Genomic DNA, 19142 nt, shown 5'->3' on the forward strand with positions numbered 1-19142 from the left:
GTTGCGGACAAGCCGTGCTGTTGCTGAAAGTATTGGGATTTGTGGCCGCAGAGGACCTCGACGCCACGCACTGGGTGGGGGCTTTGACACGCGACGTCGAGGGAAGCCTCTGCAGCTACATGTTCGGTATCGACGTTATTCGCGGCTTGCATTTGCTCGAAATAGGGCAATCTCGTGTCGGAAGGTTCAATCTTGTCGACAATAAACTGAAATTTCCCTGATTGATCTTCGATATTGGGAAATCGCGCCGCGGGAAGGACGTGGCCGCGTCAGGTTCCGTCCTTGGGAATCGAAAAGACCAGCTCGTTGCGCCCGCCGTTCCGCGTATAGGTAAGGCCCGTCGTCATCATGTTGATCATGGCCCATCCAAAGCCACCCTCCGGCAAACTGTCGGGATCGTCTGGGTCGAGGTCGGGCATGCCGCCATTAGGGGCTTCCCTTCCGGCATGGCCACGCCTTCATCAACAACGCGGCAGTTCAGTGCATCCGGGCCGAACGAGAGCTTCACATGGATCGGGTGCCCGGCCTCATATCGGTAGGCATGCTCCACAACATTGTTCAGCACTTCCGCGAGGATGATCTGGGTCGTGTCACCGATCGCCCGGTATTCTGGCACTGCGTCCATGCTATCCCGAACATCGTCCAGGGCGCGGCGCACATGTTCGGTATCCGACAACACGGTTGTGACAATGTCAGGTGGGGCCAATCTGTTCGGTCCTTGTTCGACGAGATTTACAGGCGATGCGGTCACTCCGCCGCGTGGGGGCTGCCGCGGCGGCAAGGGCATCGTCCAGTGTTGGGAAAATCGCGAAGACCGTGTTCATGCGCGTCAACGTCATGACCTTTGCAACGGCAGGCTGTAGGCCGGCTAGTGCCATGGCACGATTCGGCCCAAGGCCTTTGAAGACGGCGACGATTGATCCAAGGCCACTGGAATCGAGGAATTCCACTTGCGACATTTCAAGGATGACGTCGCCACCCCCATCCGTCAGGTTGCGGAAATCTTCCTTAAATTGAATGGCGATGCTGGCATCGAGCCGGGTGTCATCCACATGGACAACCTGTGCATAGTCATGATCACTGGACGAAAGAGGCATGTCGTGTTCTCCAACAAGTCGATTTGGTGGGAACGCTAGATGGCAAGTCTTACAAATTCGTTGTCATCCCCTCGTCTGTAGGAGGCAAACATGGATCAAGTTGTCATTACCGGGGCGTCGCGCACGCCAATGGGCGGTTTCCAAGGGGGCTTTCGCCCCTGACAGCGTCTGAACTTGGCGGGGCCGCGATCCGCGCGGCGCTTGACGGTGCGGGCGTAAGCCAAGTCGACGAAGTGCTGATGGGCTGTGTCTTGCCAGCGGGGCAGGGGCAGGCCCCTGCGCGTCAGGCAGGGTTCCACGCGGGTCTTGATGAAAGCGTGCCAGCGACGACGCTTAACAAGATGTGTGGGTCTGGCATGAAGGCTGCGATGATGGCGTTTGATACGCTCGTCCTTGGGCAATCGGATGTCATCGTCGCCGGCGGCATGGAGTCCGATGACGAACGCACCCTACCTCATGCCGTCGATGCGCGGCGGCGCCCGGATCGGGCATCAGAAAACGCTGGACCACATGTTCCTCGACGGTTTGGAAGACGCCTATGACAAGGGCCGCCTGATGGGCACCTTTGCCGAGGATTGCGCGGAGGCCTTCCAGTTCACGCGGCAGGCGCAAGACGCCTACGCCCTGGGCTCTCTCGAAAACGCGCTAGCCGCAATCAATAGCGGGGCATTTGCGGCAGAGGTCGCACCCGTCACAGTCAAGACGCGCAAAGGTGCAGTTGAGGTTGCAACAGATGAGCAGCCCGGCAATGCGCGCCCTGACAAGATCCCGCAGCTGAAACCTGCCTTCCGCGAGGGTGGAACGGTGACGGCGGCGAATTCATCTTCGATCTCGGACGGTGCCGCCGCATTGGTGCTGACGCGCGCTGAGGTTGCAGAGGCTCAGGGCCTGCCGGTTCGCGCACGCATCCTGGGCCATGCCTCGCACGCCCACGCGCCCGCGCTTTTCCCGACTGCGCCCGTCCCTGCGACGCAGAAGCTCTTGTCCAAGCTGGGTTGGACGACCGACGATGTCGACCTGTGGGAGGTGAATGAAGCCTTCGCCGTTGTCCCCATGGCCTTTATGCACGAAATGAACATTCCGCGCGAAAAGGTGAATGTGAACGGCGGCGCCTGCGCCCTTGGCCATCCCATCGGCGCGTCCGGCGCTCGGATCATGGTGACTTTGCTCAACGCGCTGGAGGCGCGCGGGCTGAAACGCGGGATTGCGGCCATCTGCATCGGCGGTGGCGAAGGCACGGCCATCGCGATTGAGCGCGACTGACCCCATCTTTGTTCCATGAATATGCAGAATCCGACCCTGGCCGACTACGCAACACTAGCTAAGACCATCGCCTCCCTCACCGAGGGCGAAACCGACATGGTCGCCCTTATGGCAACGGTGGCCTGTGAGCTGCACCATTCCGACGACCGGTTCGATTGGACGGGCTTCTACCGTGTGACAGAGCCGGGATTGCTGAAGATCGGGCCGTACCAAGGGGGCCATGGCTGCCTGGTGATCCCGTTCGAGCGCGGCGTCTGTGGTGCTGCGGCGCGGACGGGCGAGTTACAGCTGGTGCCGGACGTGGATGCATTCCCCGGCCATATCGCTTGCGCGTCGTCGACCCGGTCCGAGATTGTCCTGCCTGTCCGCAATGCCAGCGGAGAGATCATCGCCGTGCTCGATATCGACAGTGACCAGCCGGACGCTTTCACGGAAGAGGATGCTGTCGCGCTTGATGCGATCCTGACCGCAACCTTCGCGCGCTAAAGCATTTTGCGTTTTATCTGAGGCATTCCTATCGCGTTCGCGCCACCGGCGCGAGGCAGCGGGTTGCGATTCAAATCAAACGCAAAGTGCGCTAGTCGTCGTCGCCGTTCACCACGGTAAGTTCGGGCGCCGAGAGGGAGCGCGGCACAGCTTCGACCCGCGGCGCCTCTTTCAACTCGTCCGCCGGAGCCTGAACAACCTGCATCGCTTCCAGCTTGCGGGCCGACGGCAAGACACGCGCCTCAAGTGAGCCCATCGCCTTGTTATAGCTGTCGACGGACCGGTTCAGGTTTGTGCCGACCTTCTGCAGGTTGGCCGCAAAAGTCGCCAGACGTCCGTAAAGCTCCTTGGCCTCTTTGTGGATCGTGATGGCGTTCTCGGCAATCGCCTCCTGCTGCCAGCCGAACGCAATCGTGCGGAACAGGGCCACAAGGGTGGACGGCGTGGCGATGACCACGCGGGCCTCCAGCGCACGCTCGATCAGACCCGGATCCGCCTCAACCGCCGCCGACAGGAAGACGTCACCGGGGATGAACATCACAACGAAATCGGGCGTGTTTTCCAAAAGGTCATGGTAGCGCTTGGACGACAGGGCGCGCACATGGTCGGCCACTTGCCGCGCATGGCGTGCAATGGCGATGTCTCGCGCCTCGGGCGTCTCCGCCTCAAGCGCATCAAGATATCCATCAAGCGAGGTCTTGGCATCCACCACCAGAGACCGCCCACCGGGCATGTTCACGATGGCATCGGGCCGTTGCAGGCCCGTGTCGGTCTGGTGGCTGACCTCGGTGCTGAAATCCACGTGCTCGGTCATGCCGGCCAGTTCGCAGACCTGCCGCAGCTGCATTTCACCCCAACGCCCCCGCGTCTTGGGCGCACGCAGGGCTTGAACCAGCTTGCGCGTCTCACCGGTCAGGGCCGATTGCCCCAGCTTCAACTCCTCCACCTGCGTGCGGATGGTCGAATAGGCCTCCGTCCGTTTCTGCTCCATATCCCGCAGGACCGTATCAAACGCGCCGAGCTTCTCGTTGAGCGGTTTGACCATCCCGTCGATGGCTTTCTGGCGCGCGTCCATCTCGGCCTTGGCGGTCTCCGAATGGGTGGCGAAGCGTTCGGTCACACGGTCAAGAAAGGCCTTGGAATTGCCTTCCAAAACCTCTCCGGCAAGGTTCTTGAACTGCGATTTCAGCGCCTCGTTCAGGCCGTGCAATTCTTCCAACCGTGCCTTGTGGGTGGCCTGTTCCGTCTCCAGCCGCGCTTCGGCCTGGTTGAGCGCGCCAAGCAGGCGGTCGCGTTCCTCCCGTTCTTCGGTCAGCGACTGTTCCATCTGCGGCAAGCGCTCCGTGCGCGCCTCCATCGCGGCCATCTGACGGCGCATTTCTTCCAATCCGGCCAGATCACGCGCGGCGCGGCGAAGACGTGCGCCCCGCACAAGCCAGGCGACAAACAGGAACAAAGCCGCCAAGAAGCACCAGCAGGAAATAGGCAGGCAACGGATCGACGTCGGGCCCGAAGGGGCTGGTGGACCGCAGACGCGTCGCGACGCTATCGAGGAAGGCAAAGAAGGGGGCGTTTTCCATGGCTCAGGTCCGCCCGAAGAGGCGTTCGATGTCGGACAGCTTCAGTTCCACGTAAGTCGGCCGCCCATGGTTGCATTGCCCCGACATTGGCGTCGACTCCATCTCGCGCAGACAGCGCGTTCATCTCGTCCGCGCGCATCTGGCGGCCGGAGCGGATGGAGCCGTGGCAGGCCACGCGGCTCAGCACCGCCTCGACCCGGGCTTGCAGGGTCTGGCTGTCGCCCAGATCGTCCAACTCATCCAGCACGTCGCGCGATCAGCGCCTCGGCGTTGATCTCTCCCAGGATGGCTGGGGTCTCGCGTACGGCGATGGTGCCGGGCCCGAACGCCTCGATCAGCAGCCCGAACCGTTCCAACTCCGCCGCGTGATCCAGCAAGCGGTCGGCATCCGCGCCAAGCGTGATGATCTCGGGGATCAGCAGCGCCTGCCGCGCGACGCCGTGTTCGGCCATCTGCGCCTTGAGCTTCTCGTAGACCAGCCGTTCATGGGCGGCGTGCTGATCGACCAGAACGATGCCGTTCGGCGTCTGCGCGACGATGTAGTTCTCGTGCACCTGTGCCCGTGCCGCGCCCAAGGGGCCGTCGCTTTCCATGACCGCCTGATCGATACGGGCGGACGGGGCATTGCCCCAATCGGGCTGCGCTTCGGCAAAGCCGGTCATGCGCCCCTGTGCGGGCCGGTCCATCTGATAGACACGCGGTGCCCCGGAAAATGTCGGCTGCGAGGATGGGACCTCGCCCAGAGAGCCACGAGGAGGGGCCGAGAAGGCCTGCAAGGTCGCATCGGCCACGGTCGACGAGGCGCGGTGCCCGGCCTCGGCCAAAGCGTGGCGCAGGCCGGATACGATCAACCCGCGCGCAACGCCCGGTTCGCGAAACCGCACTTCCGACTTCGCGGGGTGCACGTTCACGTCCACCCGCTCGGGCGGGCAATCAATGAACAGAACCGCCGCCGGATGTCGGTCGCGACTGAGCACATCCATATAGGCCGCGCGCAAAGCCCCGGTCAGCAGTTTGTCGCGAACCGGGCGGCCATTCACGAACAGGAATTGCGCCACCGCAGAGCCGCGCGAATAGGTTGGCAGCCCGGCATAGCCGGTCAGGCGGATGCCCTCGCGCTCTGCATCAATCGCCAGGGCATTCTCGGTAAACTCACGTCCAAGAATCGTCGCCAACCGCCCGCGCAACGCGTCAAACAGATCACCGGTCTCCGGGGCCGCGCGGAAGGTTAGGCGCTCGCCCTCGGTCACATCCTTCAGCGTAAAGCCGACCGCTGGCTCGGCCATGGCCAGACGCTTCACAACATCCGAGATCGCCTGCATCTCGGCCCGGTCGGAGCGCAGGAATTTCAGCCGCGCAGGCGTGGCGAAGAACAGGTCCCGCAGTTCCACCACGGTGCCTCGGTTGAGAGCGGCGGGCTTCACGGCCTCGTGCGTGCCGCCGGTCACGCGGATCACATGACCCGCGTCTGAGGCGCGAGACGTGATCGCCAGCCGCCCGACGGAGCCGAGCGAGGGCAGAGCCTCGCCCCGAAAGCCGAAGGAATGGATGTTCAACAGGTCGCTGCCGTCGATCTTCGACGTCGCGTGGCGCGACAGGGCCATCGGCAGGTCATCGGCCTCCATCCCCACACCATCATCGGTCACGCGGATCAGCGTCTTGCCGCCATGGGCGACCTCGATCACGATCCGCCGCGCCTCGGCATCAATGGCGTTCTCGACCAGCTCTTTCACGGCCGAGGCGGGCCGTTCGACAACTTCACCGGCCGCGATGCGGTTGATCGCGGCTTCATCCAGCTGACGGATCACTGGGCGCGCATCTGCGCGTATGTTGGGGTTTGGGGCGGCCATGCCCCTAGGGATAGCATGACCGCCAGTCTCTTGGAACCGATCTCGCGCCCTAGTTGGAGGGCTCCAATCCCTCCGGTCGACCAACCACCACAAATTGCAGCGTTTCCGGGTTGATCACACGCTCAGCCACCCGCTGGATATCCTCCAGCGTCACGGCCATCACGCGCTCATTCCGGGTGTTGATGTAGTCGATGGGCATGTCGTCGGCCTGCATCGCGGCCAGCGTGCCGGCAATGGAGCTGTTGCCTGAGAACCGCAGCGGATAGGCCCCGGTCATGTAGCGTTGCGCGGCTTCAAGCTCTTCCGCTGTCACGCCATTCTCAGACAGGTCCGCCCACTCGGCCAGCACCACGTCGATGGCTTCAGCCACCAGATCGTTGGACGAGCTGAACGCGCCCTGATGCATCGCAATGTAGTCGGACAGACCGGTCCATGTGCTGATGCCGTAGGTCAGGCCACGTTCCTCACGCACTTCCTGGTTCAGGCGAGAGCGATAGCCGCCTGCGCCGAGGATCTGGTTCATCACGAAATAGGGGAAGAAGTCGTCATCCGTGCGCGTGATGCCCACATTACCGAACAGGACCGAGGATTGCGGGACCGGGAAATCCACGACCTCGATGCCGCCTGAGGCGCGAGGAATTCCGCCGGGCTCAGGCAAGGGCAGGTCCGAGTCCGGCAGATCGCCGAGCAGGTCATCAAGCAATACGCCCAATTCCTCGGGCGTGATGTCACCGGCCACACCGACAGAAACGCGATCCCGCACAAGGGCAGAGCGATGGGCAGCAACGATATCATCCCGGGTCAGGCCCGCCACGCTCTCAACGGTGCCGTCGAGGCTGGTGGCATAAGGATGATCGCCATAAGCCAAAGCATTGAACGTCTGGCCCGAGATCGTGTCGGGGTCGGTCAGGTCGTACTCGATACCCGAGATCACCTGCTGGCGCACCCGCTCCAGCGCGCCCTCGTCAAAAGAGGGCTCCACAATCGCGCCGCGCAGCAGCGCCAGCGCCTCATCACGGTTCTGGGTCAGCACCTGCGCACTGACCGCAACTTCATCACGGTAGGTGTCAAAGCCAAAGCTCGCGGCCAGCCCTTCCTGGGCGGCTGCAAATTCCTGCGAATCCAGATCGCCCGTGCCTTCCTCAAGCAAGGCCATCATGAGGTTGGTTGCGCCGCGCGCGCCCGGACGGTCCAGCGAGCCACCGCCGTCAAACCACATCTCGATGGCCATGAAGGGAATGGAATTGTCCTGCACCAGCCAGGCCTCGATCCCACCGGGGGAGGTGACAAGCTGGATGTCGATGATTGCCTCGACCGGCTCCATTTCCTCGGTTGCAGGCTGCGCCTGTGCATGGAGCGTGACCGGGGTCGTCAGCAGCGTGGCGGCAAGAAGCGGGGTGACAAAACGGGTGAAGGTCATTGCGACACCTCCTCTTCTTCGGCTTCAACGTCTGGGGCAGGGCGGGTCAGATGGCCGATCACGGCGGGGTCTTGGGCGAACAAGGCGCGCGCCATCTCCATCACTTCATCGGTGGTGATGGAGGCCGTGACCTCCAGCCAGTTTTCCCAATCCTCGACGCTATAGCCGGTGGTCAGCGCCGTGCCGAGGCTGCGGGCCTGACCGGCCGCATCGTCTTGCGCATAGATCTGGCTTGCCTGCCACTGGAACTGGATGCGGTCAAAGGCGGCCTGGTCGATACCGTCTTCCAGGAAGTCCGCAACAACGCCAAGAATGTCTGCTTCCGCCTCTTCAAGCGACCGGCCTGGGATCGGCATGTTCAAGAGCGTGAACGGCCGGTGATCGAGACTGGTGGAGCTGTAATAGGCGGCTGCAAACAGCGAGACCTCGTTCTCGATCTGCAACTCGCGCGCAAAGACCGAGGTGAAATCACTGTCGCTCAGCACGGCGCGCAAAAGCTCCAGCGTTGCGGCAGAGCGTAGGTCATGCACGAGGGCATCGGTTACGGGGAATTGCATGGACACATAGGGGTTCGCGACGCGGGGGTCTTCGTAGATCACGCGGCGAAGGGCGTTCTGCGGCGGCTCGGTCGGGCGCACCCGCGCCTCTTCCGAGGCAATGTCAGGGTTTGCAGGGATCGGGCCGTAATGCTCCTCGGCAAGCGCGCGCACCTCTTCCGGGGTCACATCGCCGGCAACAACCACGATGGCATTGTTCGGATGATAGTGCAGATCATACCAATCCTGAGCCATCTCAAGCGTCAATTCGCCAATCTCATGGCGCCAACCGATGATAGGCTGGCCATAGGGATGGTTGCGGTAATAGGCAGCCGTCATCTGTTCGTTGAACAAGGCACCGGGCGAGCCATCCGTGCGCTGCGCGCGTTCTTCCTGGACCACCGAAGTCTCGGTTTCAACTTCCTCCGGCACTAGGACCAGATCGCGCATCCGGTCCGCCTCCATCTGCATCATCAGCCCCAAACGGTCTGCGGCGACAGTCTGGTGATAAGCCGTGTAGTCCCATGACGTGAACGCATTGTCCGACCCGCCATTGGCCTCCACCGTTTCCGAAAACTCACCGGGGGCCATGTCGTCCGTGCCGTTGAACATCAGATGTTCCAGCAGGTGCGCGATCCCGCCCTGTCCGGGCAATTCATCGGCGGCCCCTGCGCGGTACCAGATCATGTGCGTCACAGAAGGAGAGCGGTGGTCTTCGACAACAACAACCTGAAGGCCATTGTCGAGGGTAAAGTCGCTGATCTCACCCGTGGCCTGAACGGCAAATGGGGTGAAGGCCAGGCCAAGCGTCAGGCCGAGGCGTCGGAACATGTAGGTTCTCCGGCAATAATGTGTCTGCCGGTGAATGTATGGGAATGCCGGGGCGCATCAACCGCCATGACGCAGACGTTATGCGCAAAACGGGTTGGGTTTCCCGCACTGGCGGTGCGTTGGCTTATTCCGGTGGAGGGGCAGACGGCGTTTGCACACCCATGCGGCGCAGGCGCTCAAGCTCCGCATAACGGTCCAGCGACTGGTCCTCGTACGCGTCGAAGTAGACATTGTTGCGGAACAGACGTTCCAGCAAACGGCCATCATTTTCGCGGCGGAATTGTTCATCTTCCGCGGCCAAAGTCCCCCGGATATCGCTGGCCACGCCAAAGCGTCCCGCATAGGAGACCAGGCCACCCGCGCTGGGTGCTGCATTGATATTGCCGCCCAGTGCTGCAATGGCGTCTGCTTCCGGTGTGGGGTCTGCGCGGTTGATGCCGCCGGGCGTCGGCGAAGGCAATTCGCGCGATGTGGGCATCTCAAGCTCACGTGTCGGGACAACGCTGAACTCATCCGGGCCGGATTCCGTGTTCCGCAGGTTCATCAGCGTCGGCACAGCATCCGAGCATGCCGAAAGAGTCAGCACAGCCACGGTCAAACCCAAAATCGTAACGCGCATTGGCATCCCAATCTCTCCTTGCAGGGTCGGTCTAACGCATCTTCGCATGGGCGTCACGGGGTATCAGGTGGCCTCTTGGCGAGAATTTGCAAAGAAGATCAGCCCGAACGCGCCCGCAAAGATACCGACATCCGCAATGTTGAAGGCAAAGGGGTTCACGATCCCGCAGCACGACATGTTCAAAAAGTCGATCACGGCGCCATGGATGGCCCGGTCCAGCGAATTGCCGAGCGCCCCGCCGATCACGGCACCCGCCGCCAGCAGGGCAATCGGGCGCGTGAGCCCGGTTTTTGCCCAAAAAAGCAGCCAACCAACGATCACAGCGGCCACGCCAATCAAGACCCAGCGCATCACCTCCGGCCCGCCGCCGAAAAGGCCAAAGTTGATGCCGGTGTTCCAACCCAGATGGAAATTCAGCAGCGGCGGCAGCACTTCAAGGTGCCGCACTTCGATCAGATTAAGGCCGTAAAGCACGCCGTATTTCGACCCCTGGTCGAGGGCGAACCAGATCAGAGCGCTGAAGAAAACAAGCCGCATAAGGGGAGCCTTTCGAAACTCGGTTGCGTCGTAGATAGGTCAGTCTTGCGCAGCTTGCACCTCTGCAATCAGCTCGTCGACCGGGCTGCTGAGGATATGGACCAACGTTTCGCACCCTTGATGCGTCAAGGCGAGGTTTGACGCCCACATCCGTGCGCCGGCCTGCGGGTCGCCGTCATAGATCGTTCCGATGATCGTATCGGTATCGCGCAATCCCATGGCGTCGCCGACCACGCCATCCAATGCAGCGGCAAGACCCTGCGGGTCTACCGGTTCATCTTGATAGGCGCAGGGGCTGCGCGCGATGTCCTGCAATCCGGCAAGGGCCAGGGCGCCGTCTGCAAATGCGGGCGATGCTGCGAGGAGGGTCGGCGCCGCCAGCAGCGCCGAGCCTGTGAGGGACGTGAGGCGCATCGGGCGTTCCTTAGTGTCTGAAATGACGCATGCCCGTGAAGACCATGGCAAGCCCGGCCTCATCGGCGGCGGCAATGACCTCCTCATCCCGCATCGAGCCGCCGGGTTGGATCACTGCGGTCGCGCCCGCCTCTGCTGCGGCAAGAAGGCCGTCGGCGAAGGGAAAGAAAGCGTCCGAGGCCACAACTGAGCCTTTGGCCGGAGTCTCCGTCAGCCCCAGTTCATCCCCCATCCGCGCAGCTTTCAGCGCGGCGATGGTGGAGCTGTCCACGCGGCTCATCTGTCCCGCGCCGATGCCCACTGTGGCATTGCCTTTGGTGTAGATGATCGCGTTGGATTTCACGTGCTTGGCCACGGTCCAGGCAAAGCGCAGATCGGCCATCTCCTGTTCCGATGGCGCGCGCTTGGTCACGACTTTCAAAGCGTCCGCTGGGACGTGGCCCGTATCCTTGTCCTGCACCAACAGCCCGCCTGCGACCTGTTTGAACGCGGTCACCTGCGTGCGCGGATCGGGCAAGCCGCCGGTCGTCAGCAACCGTAGGTTCTTCTTCGCCGCAAAGACCGCCTTGGCGTCATCATCCGCGTCGGGTGCAATCACGACTTCGGTGAAGATCTTCACGATCTCTTCTGCCGTCGCCCCATCCAGCGTCTGGTTCAGTGCGATGATCCCACCGAATGCGCTGGTCCGGTCACAATCAAAGGCGGCCTTGTAGGCCTCCAGCACCGTCGCGCCCTTCGCCACACCGCACGGATTGGCGTGTTTGATGATCGCCACGGCAGGGCCCTCGGCGGGCGGGAATTCCGCCACCAATTCAAAGGCGGCATCCGTGTCGTTGATGTTGTTGTAGCTGAGCGCCTTGCCCTGATGCTGCGTCGCGGTTGCCACACCGGGGCGGTTGGAGCCATCCAAATAGAAGCTCGCCTTCTGATGCGGGTTCTCGCCATACCGCATTTCCTGCGCCAGCGTTCCTGCAAAGGCGCGGTGGGGCGGTGTGTCGATCCCGGCGGCACCGGCCATCCAGCTGGAAACCGCCGCGTCGTAGGCCGCCGTGCGCGCATAGGCAGCCTGCGCCATGCGTTGGCGGAAGGCGAAGGTGGTGCCGCCATGCGCCTCAAGCTCCTCCAGCAGCTCCGCATACTGGCCGGGCGTCGTCAGAACCGTAACTGCACCATGGTTCTTCGCGGCTGCGCGGATCATCGCAGGGCCGCCAATGTCGATATTCTCGATGCAGGTCTCGTAATCCGCACCTGCCGCGACCGTCGCCTCAAACGGGTAGAGGTTCACGCACAGCAAGTCGATCGGCCCAATCCCATGCTCTTCCATTGCTGCGATGTGGTCGGGATTGTCGCGCAGCGCCAAAAGCCCGCCATGGATCATCGGGTGCAGCGTCTTCACGCGGCCGTCCATCATCTCGGGGAAGCCGGTCACCTCGGACACGTCCTTGACCGCCAATCCCGCCTCGCGCAGTGCCTTGGCCGTGCCCCCGGTGGACAGCAATTCAACCCCGCGATCCGCCAGCGCTTTCGCAAATTCCAGAAGTCCGGTCTTGTCGGACACAGACAGCAAAGCGCGGGTCAGCGGGGCGGGATCTTGCATGGGCAATCCTATTCGGTGGCCGCTTCTCAGAACGGCAGATCAGGGGCGGGCAAAAGCGCGGCAGGGCGCGCAATGGACCAGGACACGGCTGCCCCATAGCCCCTCACGCGGTTGGTTAAAACGATCTGTTTTGTCGCGCGTGGCGTCAGGCGACCCGCATCGAAGTAGACGGAAGGTTGAATGGAAAGCTCGCCCTCGCCGCCATGGCGGAAGACCCAGACCTCTTCATTTGGCAAGGTCAAGGAGATCGCGGCACCGCCCATATCCAGCTCAACCACAACATCCGGATGCAGATGGAACCGTGCAGCAAAGCGCAGGCCCACGTCTGAGGGCAGGTTTCGGTTGATCGACAGAAACTTCTCGCGGTCATTGGCGTCAAGCGCCGCCAAACCATCCTCGCCCCGCAACAGGTTGCCATGATCTTCCAGCGTCAGAGACCGCAGATGCACAAGGCCATGGGTGCGCCGCCACCCGTCATGGGACAGGATCACGCCTTCGCCATTGGCGATCTCGGCCCATTGCACGGACACGTCCGATGGCCCTTCGGCAAAGCCAAGGCGTTCGGGCGGCTGGTCGCGCGCTTTTTCGGTGAAGCGCGATGAGGAATAACCCTGCAGCGAAACGGTGGAATGGCTGACAGTGGCGCGGCCCGCCCGCCGCCAATCGGGGCCAAAGGCGGCACCCGAGCCTGCGTTGACGATCAGCGGGTGGTTGGCAGACGTCATCTCGAACGCCAGCGTCCCTGCATGGGCGTTGGTCGATGCCGGGCCGATCTGTGGTGGCGCTGCATCCGTGATCACCGTCACGCGGCCTGCGGCCATGCGGGCGAACCCCATGGCGAGGCCCTTCATGCGCGACGGGCGCACGCCTGATTGGATCAACGCCCCAATCAATCGCCCCGGTGCACCGCGCCCGCCGCCATGGGCGCGCGCCAGGCTGCCGTCGGCGTGCCGGATAGCGCGCAAAGTGGGTGCAATGCGCAAAATGGCGGTGTCGATGGCCGGATCGGCCTGCTTCCCGGTCTCTTGCATGATCTGCGCGGCCCAGGTGAGAAGGACGAAAACCTCCAACAATTCCTCGGGGTTGCGGGTGACGATGCCGCCTTGGCTGTCAATCTCGCGCGCGCATTCCCGGGCGAGGCCATTCAGGGCCGGATCAAGTTGCGTCTCCATCCCGATCAGGGCGCAGGCGGAATAAATCAGGCCAGTCAGCGCCTCGAATCTCGGCAACCCGCTGGTGGTCTTGGGCCAGGTTTTTGCAAGGTACGCCGTCTGGCGAGAAAGAGCCGAATGGAAGGATTTGCTGTCGTCCGGATCTTGGCCGTTCATCAAGAAAAGCGCCTGGCTGATCCACCTAATTTGCCGCCGTCCGGTCAGGTCCGGGCTCCAACCGGGGCCTTTGCCTTTGCCGATAACGCACCAGCCAATCGCCAAGCCAGGCTTGCGCGGTTGCGCGCCCGCCGCCATCGGGGATCGCCGCCAGATCATCGAGCCAATCGAAGCCATGCAGGGCGGCCTCGAACGCATCGGTCGGAGCGTCGATGTCCCACGGGCTTTGGCCAGCGCCCTCGACCAGCGCGCCCCCAGCCGGAAATTGCCTGCCAAAAGCTGCCGACCGCGCGCGGCTGAGCCGGGAAAACGCGGCTCAGGCTGCCATAGAAACCCCTGCATTTGCGGCCCGAACCCCGCCCGCCACACGGCCCAACGATGCCCGCGTCGTGCATCGCGCGCGCGGGGCCTGCCGGGGGAGGGGTTTAGCGGCTCGGACATGGTTTGATGGCTGCTCGGACGTTGGTTTTGGCGAGGAATATAAGGGGTTTGATGGGCAGAGTCACTCGCGGGTCAGCGCCGCCATGTAAAAGCCGTCAAGGCCGCCCTTCTCCGCCCAGTGGGACGGGAACAGGCGCAGGCCGCCTTCGGGGCTGGCCCAATCGGCCTCCCCACCAAGCGCAATCGGATCAGCTGGGATGACACGCAGATCGGCGTGGCGTTTCAGGGCGGCGGTGATTTGGTGTTCGCCTTCGACCGGCAAGAGCGAACAGGTGCAATAGACCAGCGTACCGCCGGGGTTCAGAAGCGTCAGGGCGTGGTCGAGAAGTTGCATTTGCAGCTTGGTCAGCGGCTCGACCTCGCGGCCATTTTTGACGAAAGGCAGGTCGGGATGACGACGGATCGTGCCGGTCGCGGTGCAGGGGGCGTCGAGCAGGATCGCGTCATATTTTGCTTTGTGATCAAAGGCATCTTCGGTGACAAGTTTCGCGGTCAGACCGGTGCGGGCGAGGTTCTCGGCGACACGCTCCATGCGCGGCTCAGATACATCAAGCGCGGTCACATCGGCCCCGGCAGCGGCAAGCTGCATCGTCTTCCCGCCCGGCGCGCAGCAGAGGTCGAGGACAGATTTTCCTTTGAGATCAGCGAGAAGTCGGACGGGCAGCGCGGCAGCGGCGTCTTGCACCCAGAAGGCACCATCGTCGTAGCCCGGCAGCGCGGTGACTTGCGGATGCGTGTGGAACCGCAGCGAACCGGTGGGCAGCCGTTCCGCCCCTTCCATTGTGAAATCGGGGTCCTTCGGTGTGATGTCGAGCGGTGGGGCCTTGGCATGGGCGGCCTGGATCGCGGCGAGGCCATCCTTGCCGATCCGTTTGCGCAAAGCCTTGTCGACCCAGGGCGGGACACGCTGGGCGGGGGCGGCGGCAAAAACCTCAGGCCCATCGGCAATGACCTTGCGCAGAACGGCATTGACCATGCCCGATGCCTTTGCCGATTTGGGATGCTTTTTGGCAATGGAAACAAGGTCATGGGTCACGCCATGGGCGTCTTCACCGTTGCCCAGAAGCTCCACCACCCCCAGCCGCAGGATGTTCTGCACGGCGAGCTGTGGCTTGCGCATTGCGTAAGGTTCCAGCACGGCGTCGGCGGCCCCGATCTGGCGCAAAACCTGCGTGGCAAGGCGGCTGGCGCGGGCGGCCTCAGGCCCCTCGGCCGGGACCCTCACATGGGCGAGCATGCGCTTTTCGCGCAGGACAGCATCGAGAAGGTGAAGGGCGGCTTGGCGGGCCTGCATTGGCTCGGAATCCTTGTTCTGGAACAAGCGCCGCGTATATCAGGGGGGACGGATGAGACAAGCAGAGGCTTGAGCGAATGACCGATAAGACCGAATTGCCGCCCGAGGCGCAGCGCGCGCTGGCCGAGGCGGAAGAGCGCCGGAAAAAGGCGAAAGAGCTGGACCTGCCGACGGAACTTGGCGGGCGCGATGGGCCGGAACCGGTGCGCTACGGCGATTGGGAGAAGAAGGGCTTGGCGATCGATTTTTGATCGCTGATATCTGCTCAACTGAACGAAGATGCGTGCATCTGAGCAGGTTTTTCAGAAAAAGTGCGTTCAGATGAGCGGAGTTTGCATCGTGCGCGCGGCGCGCTGAAAAACTGCTCACCTGAACGGGATTTGGCCGGGTTCAACGGATGCGGAAATCCGCGATGTCGCCGGTGCCCTGATCGGCGTGGAAGCGGATCGAGTTGCCATCGACGGACACGACCTGGCAATTGCGCCCAAACTGACGGTCCCCTGCATCGAGCGTGCGGCAGAACATGCCGCCCTCCCAACTCCACGTGCCGGTCACGTTGCGACCAAGTGCGCGGCCTGCGATGGAGCCGTCAGGGCTGACTTGCAGCGAGACGCCGATGCGGCTGAGTTCACGCCCCTGCACGTAGGACAAGAACGTGCCTCGGTCGCTGACGCGGGTGAGGTCAGCCAAGGCTGGCGCCGCAAGGCAAAGCGTCGCCACGGCGGCGGTGAAGAGGGTCTTGAGGGTCATGATCGGTCCTCCGCGCTCTGAATTGGATGCGGAGGGAGGTAGACCGTTTCGGCTAAAGGCCAAGCACGTCCATCATGTCGAACTGGCCCGGCCCCTTGCCTTGGCCCCAGAGTGCTGCCTTGAGCGCGCCGCGTGCGAAGATGGCCCGATCCGTCGCCAGATGGCGCAAAACGATGCGTTCGCCATCGGCGGCAAAGATCACGTCATGCTCGCCCACGACATCGCCACCACGAATGGCGGTGAAGCCGATATTGCCGCGATTTCGGGCCCCGGTGATGCCATCGCGGCCGCGGTCTGCGACATCCGTCAGAGACACGTTTCGCCCTTCTGCCGCTGCTTCGCCAAGCATCAGGGCGGTGCCAGATGGGGCGTCGACCTTGTGGCGGTGGTGCGATTCCACGACCTCGATATCGAAATCCTCATCCAGGGCGGCGGCGACCTGTTGCGTGAGTTTCACCAGGAGGTTCACGCCAAGGCTCATATTGCCCGCGCGGATAATGGTGGCGTGGCGCGCGCAGGGCTCCAGCTGGGCGATTTCATTATCGCTCATTCCCGTGGTGCCGATGACGTGGACGCAGCGCGCCTGCGCGGTCAACTTTGCGTGAGCCAGCGTGGCGGCGGGGGAAGTGAAGTCGATCACGGCCTGCGCCTTGACGATGGCGTCGAGCGGGTCGCCCACGACCGGAACCCCCGTGGCGGCACCGCCCATCGCCTCGCCCAGATCGCGCCCGACCCAAGCATGGCCGGGGCGTTCTGTCACTGCGATCAGATGCGCTTTGTCCGAGGCATTCACGATCTCGATCAGCATTTGGCCCATGCGGCCTGACGCGCCCATGATTGCGATTGCAGTGCTGTCCATCTTGCGGCCTCCGGTTTTGTTGGAAAGCGTCGTAGCGGAACCCTGCCGGACAGGGAAGCGTCGCTTGCGGGCGCGCGTGCATGGCCTACCTCTGGGGCGGAGTTAAGGACGACCCGATGGCACGCAACACCCACCATGATGGCCCCGGCCCCTCGCAGCGGCAGCTGCGCGTTGGCGAATTGATCCGCCGCACGCTGTCGAGCGTGCTGTCGCGGGGCGATGTGCATGACCCGGAACTGAACCAGATGTCGATCACGGTCGGCGAAGTGCGGACCTCGCCCGATCTGAAGGTTGCGACGGTTTACGTGATGCCCTTGGGCGGGGGCGCGCGGGAGGAAGCGATCCAGGCGCTCAAGCGCAACAAGGGCGAGCTGCGGCGTGCGCTGATGAAGGACATGACGCTGAAATATGCACCGGACCTGCGGTTCATCATCGACGAGACGTTCGACCGGATGGATGAAACGCGCGAGATGTTGTCCCGTGCGGAGGTGCGCCGGGATGTGGAAAAGGGGGATGATGCGTGATCCGCGCGATTGCCCTTTTGACGGCCCTGTTGGCCCCGACCGCGTCCGGCGCGCAATGTGAGACGGTGCTGTTCGACGAGGCGGAGTTCACGGCCTGTGCGGTAGATCTGAGCGAGGCGGACGTGCGCCTGTTCCTGCGCGACGGCGAGGGGGCTGTCTTCGGCACCTTTGGCCGTGTGGAAGAGGCCTTGCCCGAAGGGCGGCGCCTGGGCATCGCCATGAATGCGGGCATGTTCCACGAGGACCGCTCGCCCGTTGGCCTATACGTCGAGGATGGTGAGCAGGAGATGCGCATCATCACCTCCGACGGGCCGGGGAATTTCGGGCTGCTGCCCAATGGTGTGTTGTGCCTGGGTGAGGGCGAGGCGGCGGTGGTTGAAAGCCGCGCCTTTGCCGAAGATCCGCCCGCCTGCCTGCACGCCACGCAATCGGGGCCGATGCTCGTGATCGATGGTGATTTGCACCCGCGCTTCATCCGCGACAGTGACAGTCTGAACATCCGCAACGGTGTGGGTGTCGATGAGACGGGCAACCGGATGTGGATGGTGATCTCGGACCAGGCGGTGAACTTTCATCACTTCGCACGGTTCTTCCGTGATCATCTGGGCACGCCCAACGCGCTCTATTTCGATGGCCGCGTCTCACGCCTGCATGCACCGGATATCGGGCGGTCTGACCTGGGCTTTCCGATCGGGCCGATCCTGGGCGTTGTCGTCAGCGACGAGGCCGCGGCTGCGGGCGACGGTTGGCGCGAATGGCGCGCAAGCGGAAGGGCCGGGACGTTTCAGGATGGCTGTTGGTGGACAAGCCTGCGGGCCTGACCTCCACCGCCGTGGTCAACAAGGTGCGCTGGTGCTTTGATGCCAAAAAAGCGGGCCATGCGGGCACGCTGGACCCGGACGCGACAGGGCTTTTGCCGGTCGCTTTGGGCGAGGCCACGAAAACGATTGCCTATCTGGGCGACGCGCTGAAGGCCTATGAGTTTCGGATGCGGCTGGGGGTTTCCACGAAGACCGATGATGCCGAGGGCGCGGTGATCGAGGAGCGTTCCGAGCGCCCCAGTGATGCCGAGATCGAGGCCGCATTGCCCGCCTTTGTGGGAGAAATCCGGCAGGTTCCGCCGCAATTCTCGGCCGTGAAGGTGGATGGTGAGCGCGCCTATGACATTGCGCGTGGCGGCGGCGAGATGGAGCTGGCGGCGCGGGATTTGTATGTGGACGAGCTGTCGATGATTGGCCGCGTGGATGCGGACCATGTGGATTTGCGCTTTGTCTGCGGCTCGGGTGGCTACGTCCGCTCCATCGCGCGGGATCTGGGCGAGGTTTTGGGCTGTCTGGGCCATGTGATTTGGTTGAAGCGGGTCTGGGTCGGGCCGTTCGATCTGGAAGAGGCGGTTGGATTGGACCGGGTTGAGGCGTTGGCCAAGACGCCGCAGATTGACGCCTTGTTGCAGCCCGTGGGGCTTGCTTTGGATGGCATGCCTGAGGTGAGGGCGACCGAGGCAGGGGCTGCGCGGTTGCGGAACGGGAACCCCGGGCAGGTTTTGCCGGGGGAGGTAGAGTATGGCGATCTGGCCTGGGCGTCGCTGGACGGGGTGCCGGTGGCCGTGGGGCGGTTTCGCGCGGGGGAGCTTCATCCGGAACGTGTGTTCAATTTGTGACGGCGGGACGGGCCGTGGCGCAATGCCCGCCCACCCACCCCATTGCGCCACGGCCC

Annotated in this window: 20 protein-coding genes and 2 pseudogenes; 7 read left to right on the top strand and 15 right to left on the bottom strand. The window is 63.3% G+C overall.

Going from position 1 to position 19142, the window contains the following annotated elements:
- Positions 1 to 14 precede the first annotated feature (14 nt).
- A complete protein-coding gene (locus ACZ1HK_RS15570; protein WP_472629463.1) occupies positions 15 to 221 on the top strand; it encodes a hypothetical protein in 207 nt (68 codons plus the stop codon).
- 134 nt (positions 222 to 355) lie between these two features.
- Here ACZ1HK_RS15570 and ACZ1HK_RS15575 read toward each other — a convergent pair whose 3' ends face one another.
- Positions 356 to 706 carry an ATP-binding protein gene (locus tag ACZ1HK_RS15575; RefSeq protein WP_472629464.1) on the bottom strand — a complete coding sequence of 117 codons (351 nt, stop codon included), beginning with the start codon at positions 704 to 706 and terminating at the stop codon, positions 356 to 358.
- Positions 693 to 1097, bottom strand: coding sequence for an STAS domain-containing protein (locus ACZ1HK_RS15580; protein WP_472629465.1), 405 nt, complete (start codon positions 1095 to 1097; stop codon positions 693 to 695). Before ACZ1HK_RS15580 ends, ACZ1HK_RS15575 begins: the two co-directional genes overlap by 14 nt.
- 90 nt (positions 1098 to 1187) lie before the next feature.
- On the opposite strand from ACZ1HK_RS15580, the pseudogene ACZ1HK_RS15585 reads away from it, so the two are divergent.
- Together ACZ1HK_RS15585 and ACZ1HK_RS15590 are read left to right on the top strand one after the other, a co-directional pair.
- A pseudogene (locus ACZ1HK_RS15585) lies at positions 1188 to 2360 on the top strand (acetyl-CoA C-acyltransferase).
- A 21-nt stretch (positions 2361 to 2381) separates the two neighbouring features.
- Positions 2382 to 2846, top strand: a complete 465-nt coding sequence (locus ACZ1HK_RS15590; RefSeq protein WP_472629466.1) for a GAF domain-containing protein — start codon at positions 2382 to 2384, stop codon at positions 2844 to 2846.
- 91 nt (positions 2847 to 2937) lie between these two features.
- On the opposite strand, the gene ACZ1HK_RS15595 is transcribed toward ACZ1HK_RS15590, so the two are convergent.
- The 11 genes and pseudogenes from ACZ1HK_RS15595 to ACZ1HK_RS15645 form a co-directional block, all read right to left on the bottom strand.
- A complete protein-coding gene (locus ACZ1HK_RS15595; RefSeq protein WP_472629467.1) occupies positions 2938 to 4311 on the bottom strand; it encodes a DNA recombination protein RmuC in 1374 nt (457 codons plus the stop codon).
- Positions 4244 to 4426, bottom strand: coding sequence for a hypothetical protein (locus ACZ1HK_RS15600; RefSeq protein WP_472629468.1), 183 nt, complete (start codon positions 4424 to 4426; stop codon positions 4244 to 4246). Before ACZ1HK_RS15600 ends, ACZ1HK_RS15595 begins: the two co-directional genes overlap by 68 nt.
- Before the next feature lie 3 nt (positions 4427 to 4429).
- Positions 4430 to 6276: pseudogene (gene mutL, locus ACZ1HK_RS15605) on the bottom strand (DNA mismatch repair endonuclease MutL).
- 49 nt (positions 6277 to 6325) lie between these two features.
- The gene (locus tag ACZ1HK_RS15610; protein WP_472630852.1) at positions 6326 to 7600 is read right to left on the bottom strand and encodes a M16 family metallopeptidase; all 1275 of its coding nucleotides are present in this window, start codon (positions 7598 to 7600) and stop codon (positions 6326 to 6328) included.
- Positions 7601 to 7692: 92 nt separating this feature from the next.
- On the bottom strand, positions 7693 to 9063 hold the full coding sequence (locus tag ACZ1HK_RS15615) for a M16 family metallopeptidase (protein ID WP_472629469.1): 1371 nt from the start codon (positions 9061 to 9063) through the stop codon (positions 7693 to 7695).
- 124 nt (positions 9064 to 9187) lie between these two features.
- The gene (locus ACZ1HK_RS15620; RefSeq protein ID WP_472629470.1) at positions 9188 to 9688 is read right to left on the bottom strand and encodes a DUF3035 domain-containing protein; all 501 of its coding nucleotides are present in this window, start codon (positions 9686 to 9688) and stop codon (positions 9188 to 9190) included.
- Positions 9689 to 9745: 57 nt separating this feature from the next.
- Positions 9746 to 10219: a signal peptidase II gene (gene lspA / locus ACZ1HK_RS15625; protein WP_472629471.1), complete on the bottom strand. Its 474-nt coding sequence runs from the start codon at positions 10217 to 10219 to the stop codon at positions 9746 to 9748.
- Between the two features lie 39 nt (positions 10220 to 10258).
- Positions 10259 to 10633 carry a hypothetical protein gene (locus ACZ1HK_RS15630; protein WP_472629472.1) on the bottom strand — a complete coding sequence of 125 codons (375 nt, stop codon included), beginning with the start codon at positions 10631 to 10633 and terminating at the stop codon, positions 10259 to 10261.
- Between the two features lie 10 nt (positions 10634 to 10643).
- Complete coding sequence (purH, locus tag ACZ1HK_RS15635; RefSeq protein WP_472629473.1) at positions 10644 to 12230, bottom strand: bifunctional phosphoribosylaminoimidazolecarboxamide formyltransferase/IMP cyclohydrolase; 1587 nt, start codon at positions 12228 to 12230, stop codon at positions 10644 to 10646.
- A gap of 26 nt (positions 12231 to 12256) precedes the next feature.
- Positions 12257 to 13735 carry a heparinase II/III family protein gene (locus ACZ1HK_RS15640; protein ID WP_472629474.1) on the bottom strand — a complete coding sequence of 493 codons (1479 nt, stop codon included), beginning with the start codon at positions 13733 to 13735 and terminating at the stop codon, positions 12257 to 12259.
- A 325-nt stretch (positions 13736 to 14060) separates the two neighbouring features.
- Positions 14061 to 15293, bottom strand: coding sequence for an RsmB/NOP family class I SAM-dependent RNA methyltransferase (locus ACZ1HK_RS15645; RefSeq protein WP_472629475.1), 1233 nt, complete (start codon positions 15291 to 15293; stop codon positions 14061 to 14063).
- A 77-nt stretch (positions 15294 to 15370) separates the two neighbouring features.
- Here ACZ1HK_RS15645 and ACZ1HK_RS15650 point away from each other — a divergent pair, with 77 nt between their 5' ends.
- Complete coding sequence (locus ACZ1HK_RS15650) at positions 15371 to 15544, top strand: DUF1674 domain-containing protein (RefSeq protein WP_472629476.1); 174 nt, start codon at positions 15371 to 15373, stop codon at positions 15542 to 15544.
- A gap of 139 nt (positions 15545 to 15683) precedes the next feature.
- Here ACZ1HK_RS15650 and ACZ1HK_RS15655 read toward each other — a convergent pair whose 3' ends face one another.
- Both ACZ1HK_RS15655 and dapB read right to left on the bottom strand, forming a co-directional pair.
- Positions 15684 to 16043 carry a dihydrodipicolinate reductase gene (locus ACZ1HK_RS15655; RefSeq protein ID WP_472629477.1) on the bottom strand — a complete coding sequence of 120 codons (360 nt, stop codon included), beginning with the start codon at positions 16041 to 16043 and terminating at the stop codon, positions 15684 to 15686.
- A gap of 52 nt (positions 16044 to 16095) precedes the next feature.
- Entirely contained in the window at positions 16096 to 16902 is an 807-nt protein-coding gene (gene dapB, locus ACZ1HK_RS15660) for a 4-hydroxy-tetrahydrodipicolinate reductase (protein ID WP_472629478.1), read from the bottom strand.
- Between the two features lie 116 nt (positions 16903 to 17018).
- On the opposite strand from dapB, the gene rbfA reads away from it, so the two are divergent.
- The 3 genes from rbfA to truB are packed head-to-tail and all read left to right on the top strand — an operon-like array spanning position 17019 to position 19086.
- On the top strand, positions 17019 to 17426 hold the full coding sequence (gene rbfA, locus ACZ1HK_RS15665) for a 30S ribosome-binding factor RbfA (protein WP_472630853.1): 408 nt from the start codon (positions 17019 to 17021) through the stop codon (positions 17424 to 17426).
- Positions 17423 to 18247: a phosphodiester glycosidase family protein gene (locus tag ACZ1HK_RS15670; protein WP_472629479.1), complete on the top strand. Its 825-nt coding sequence runs from the start codon at positions 17423 to 17425 to the stop codon at positions 18245 to 18247. Before rbfA ends, ACZ1HK_RS15670 begins: the two co-directional genes overlap by 4 nt.
- Positions 18181 to 19086, top strand: coding sequence for a tRNA pseudouridine(55) synthase TruB (gene truB, locus ACZ1HK_RS15675; RefSeq protein WP_472629480.1), 906 nt, complete (start codon positions 18181 to 18183; stop codon positions 19084 to 19086). Before ACZ1HK_RS15670 ends, truB begins: the two co-directional genes overlap by 67 nt.
- The last annotated feature ends 56 nt before the right edge of the window (positions 19087 to 19142 follow it).

It is taken from the genome of Gymnodinialimonas sp. JB5-7 (assembly GCF_055693405.1).

Excerpts from the sequence above, each read along its gene's own strand:
- ACZ1HK_RS15655 (WP_472629477.1), bottom strand. The coding sequence starts at position 16,043 with ATGACCCTCAAGACCCTCTTCACCGCCGCCGTGGCGACGCTTTGCCTT.
- rbfA (WP_472630853.1), top strand. The coding sequence starts at position 17,019 with ATGGCACGCAACACCCACCATGATGGCCCCGGCCCCTCGCAGCGGCAG.
- purH (WP_472629473.1), bottom strand. The coding sequence starts at position 12,230 with ATGCAAGATCCCGCCCCGCTGACCCGCGCTTTGCTGTCTGTGTCCGAC.
- ACZ1HK_RS15600 (WP_472629468.1), bottom strand. The coding sequence starts at position 4,426 with ATGGAAAACGCCCCCTTCTTTGCCTTCCTCGATAGCGTCGCGACGCGT.
- ACZ1HK_RS15590 (WP_472629466.1), top strand. The coding sequence starts at position 2,382 with ATGCAGAATCCGACCCTGGCCGACTACGCAACACTAGCTAAGACCATC.
- ACZ1HK_RS15640 (WP_472629474.1), bottom strand. The coding sequence starts at position 13,735 with ATGGCTTCGATTGGCTCGATGATCTGGCGGCGATCCCCGATGGCGGCG.
- dapB (WP_472629478.1), bottom strand. The coding sequence starts at position 16,902 with ATGGACAGCACTGCAATCGCAATCATGGGCGCGTCAGGCCGCATGGGC.
- lspA (WP_472629471.1), bottom strand. The coding sequence starts at position 10,219 with ATGCGGCTTGTTTTCTTCAGCGCTCTGATCTGGTTCGCCCTCGACCAG.
- ACZ1HK_RS15580 (WP_472629465.1), bottom strand. The coding sequence starts at position 1,097 with ATGCCTCTTTCGTCCAGTGATCATGACTATGCACAGGTTGTCCATGTG.
- ACZ1HK_RS15610 (WP_472630852.1), bottom strand. The coding sequence starts at position 7,600 with ATGGAGCCGGTCGAGGCAATCATCGACATCCAGCTTGTCACCTCCCCC.
- ACZ1HK_RS15620 (WP_472629470.1), bottom strand. The coding sequence starts at position 9,688 with ATGCCAATGCGCGTTACGATTTTGGGTTTGACCGTGGCTGTGCTGACT.
- truB (WP_472629480.1), top strand. The coding sequence starts at position 18,181 with ATGGCGCGCAAGCGGAAGGGCCGGGACGTTTCAGGATGGCTGTTGGTG.
- ACZ1HK_RS15615 (WP_472629469.1), bottom strand. The coding sequence starts at position 9,063 with ATGTTCCGACGCCTCGGCCTGACGCTTGGCCTGGCCTTCACCCCATTT.
- ACZ1HK_RS15650 (WP_472629476.1), top strand. The coding sequence starts at position 15,371 with ATGACCGATAAGACCGAATTGCCGCCCGAGGCGCAGCGCGCGCTGGCC.
- ACZ1HK_RS15645 (WP_472629475.1), bottom strand. The coding sequence starts at position 15,293 with ATGCAGGCCCGCCAAGCCGCCCTTCACCTTCTCGATGCTGTCCTGCGC.
- ACZ1HK_RS15630 (WP_472629472.1), bottom strand. The coding sequence starts at position 10,633 with ATGCGCCTCACGTCCCTCACAGGCTCGGCGCTGCTGGCGGCGCCGACC.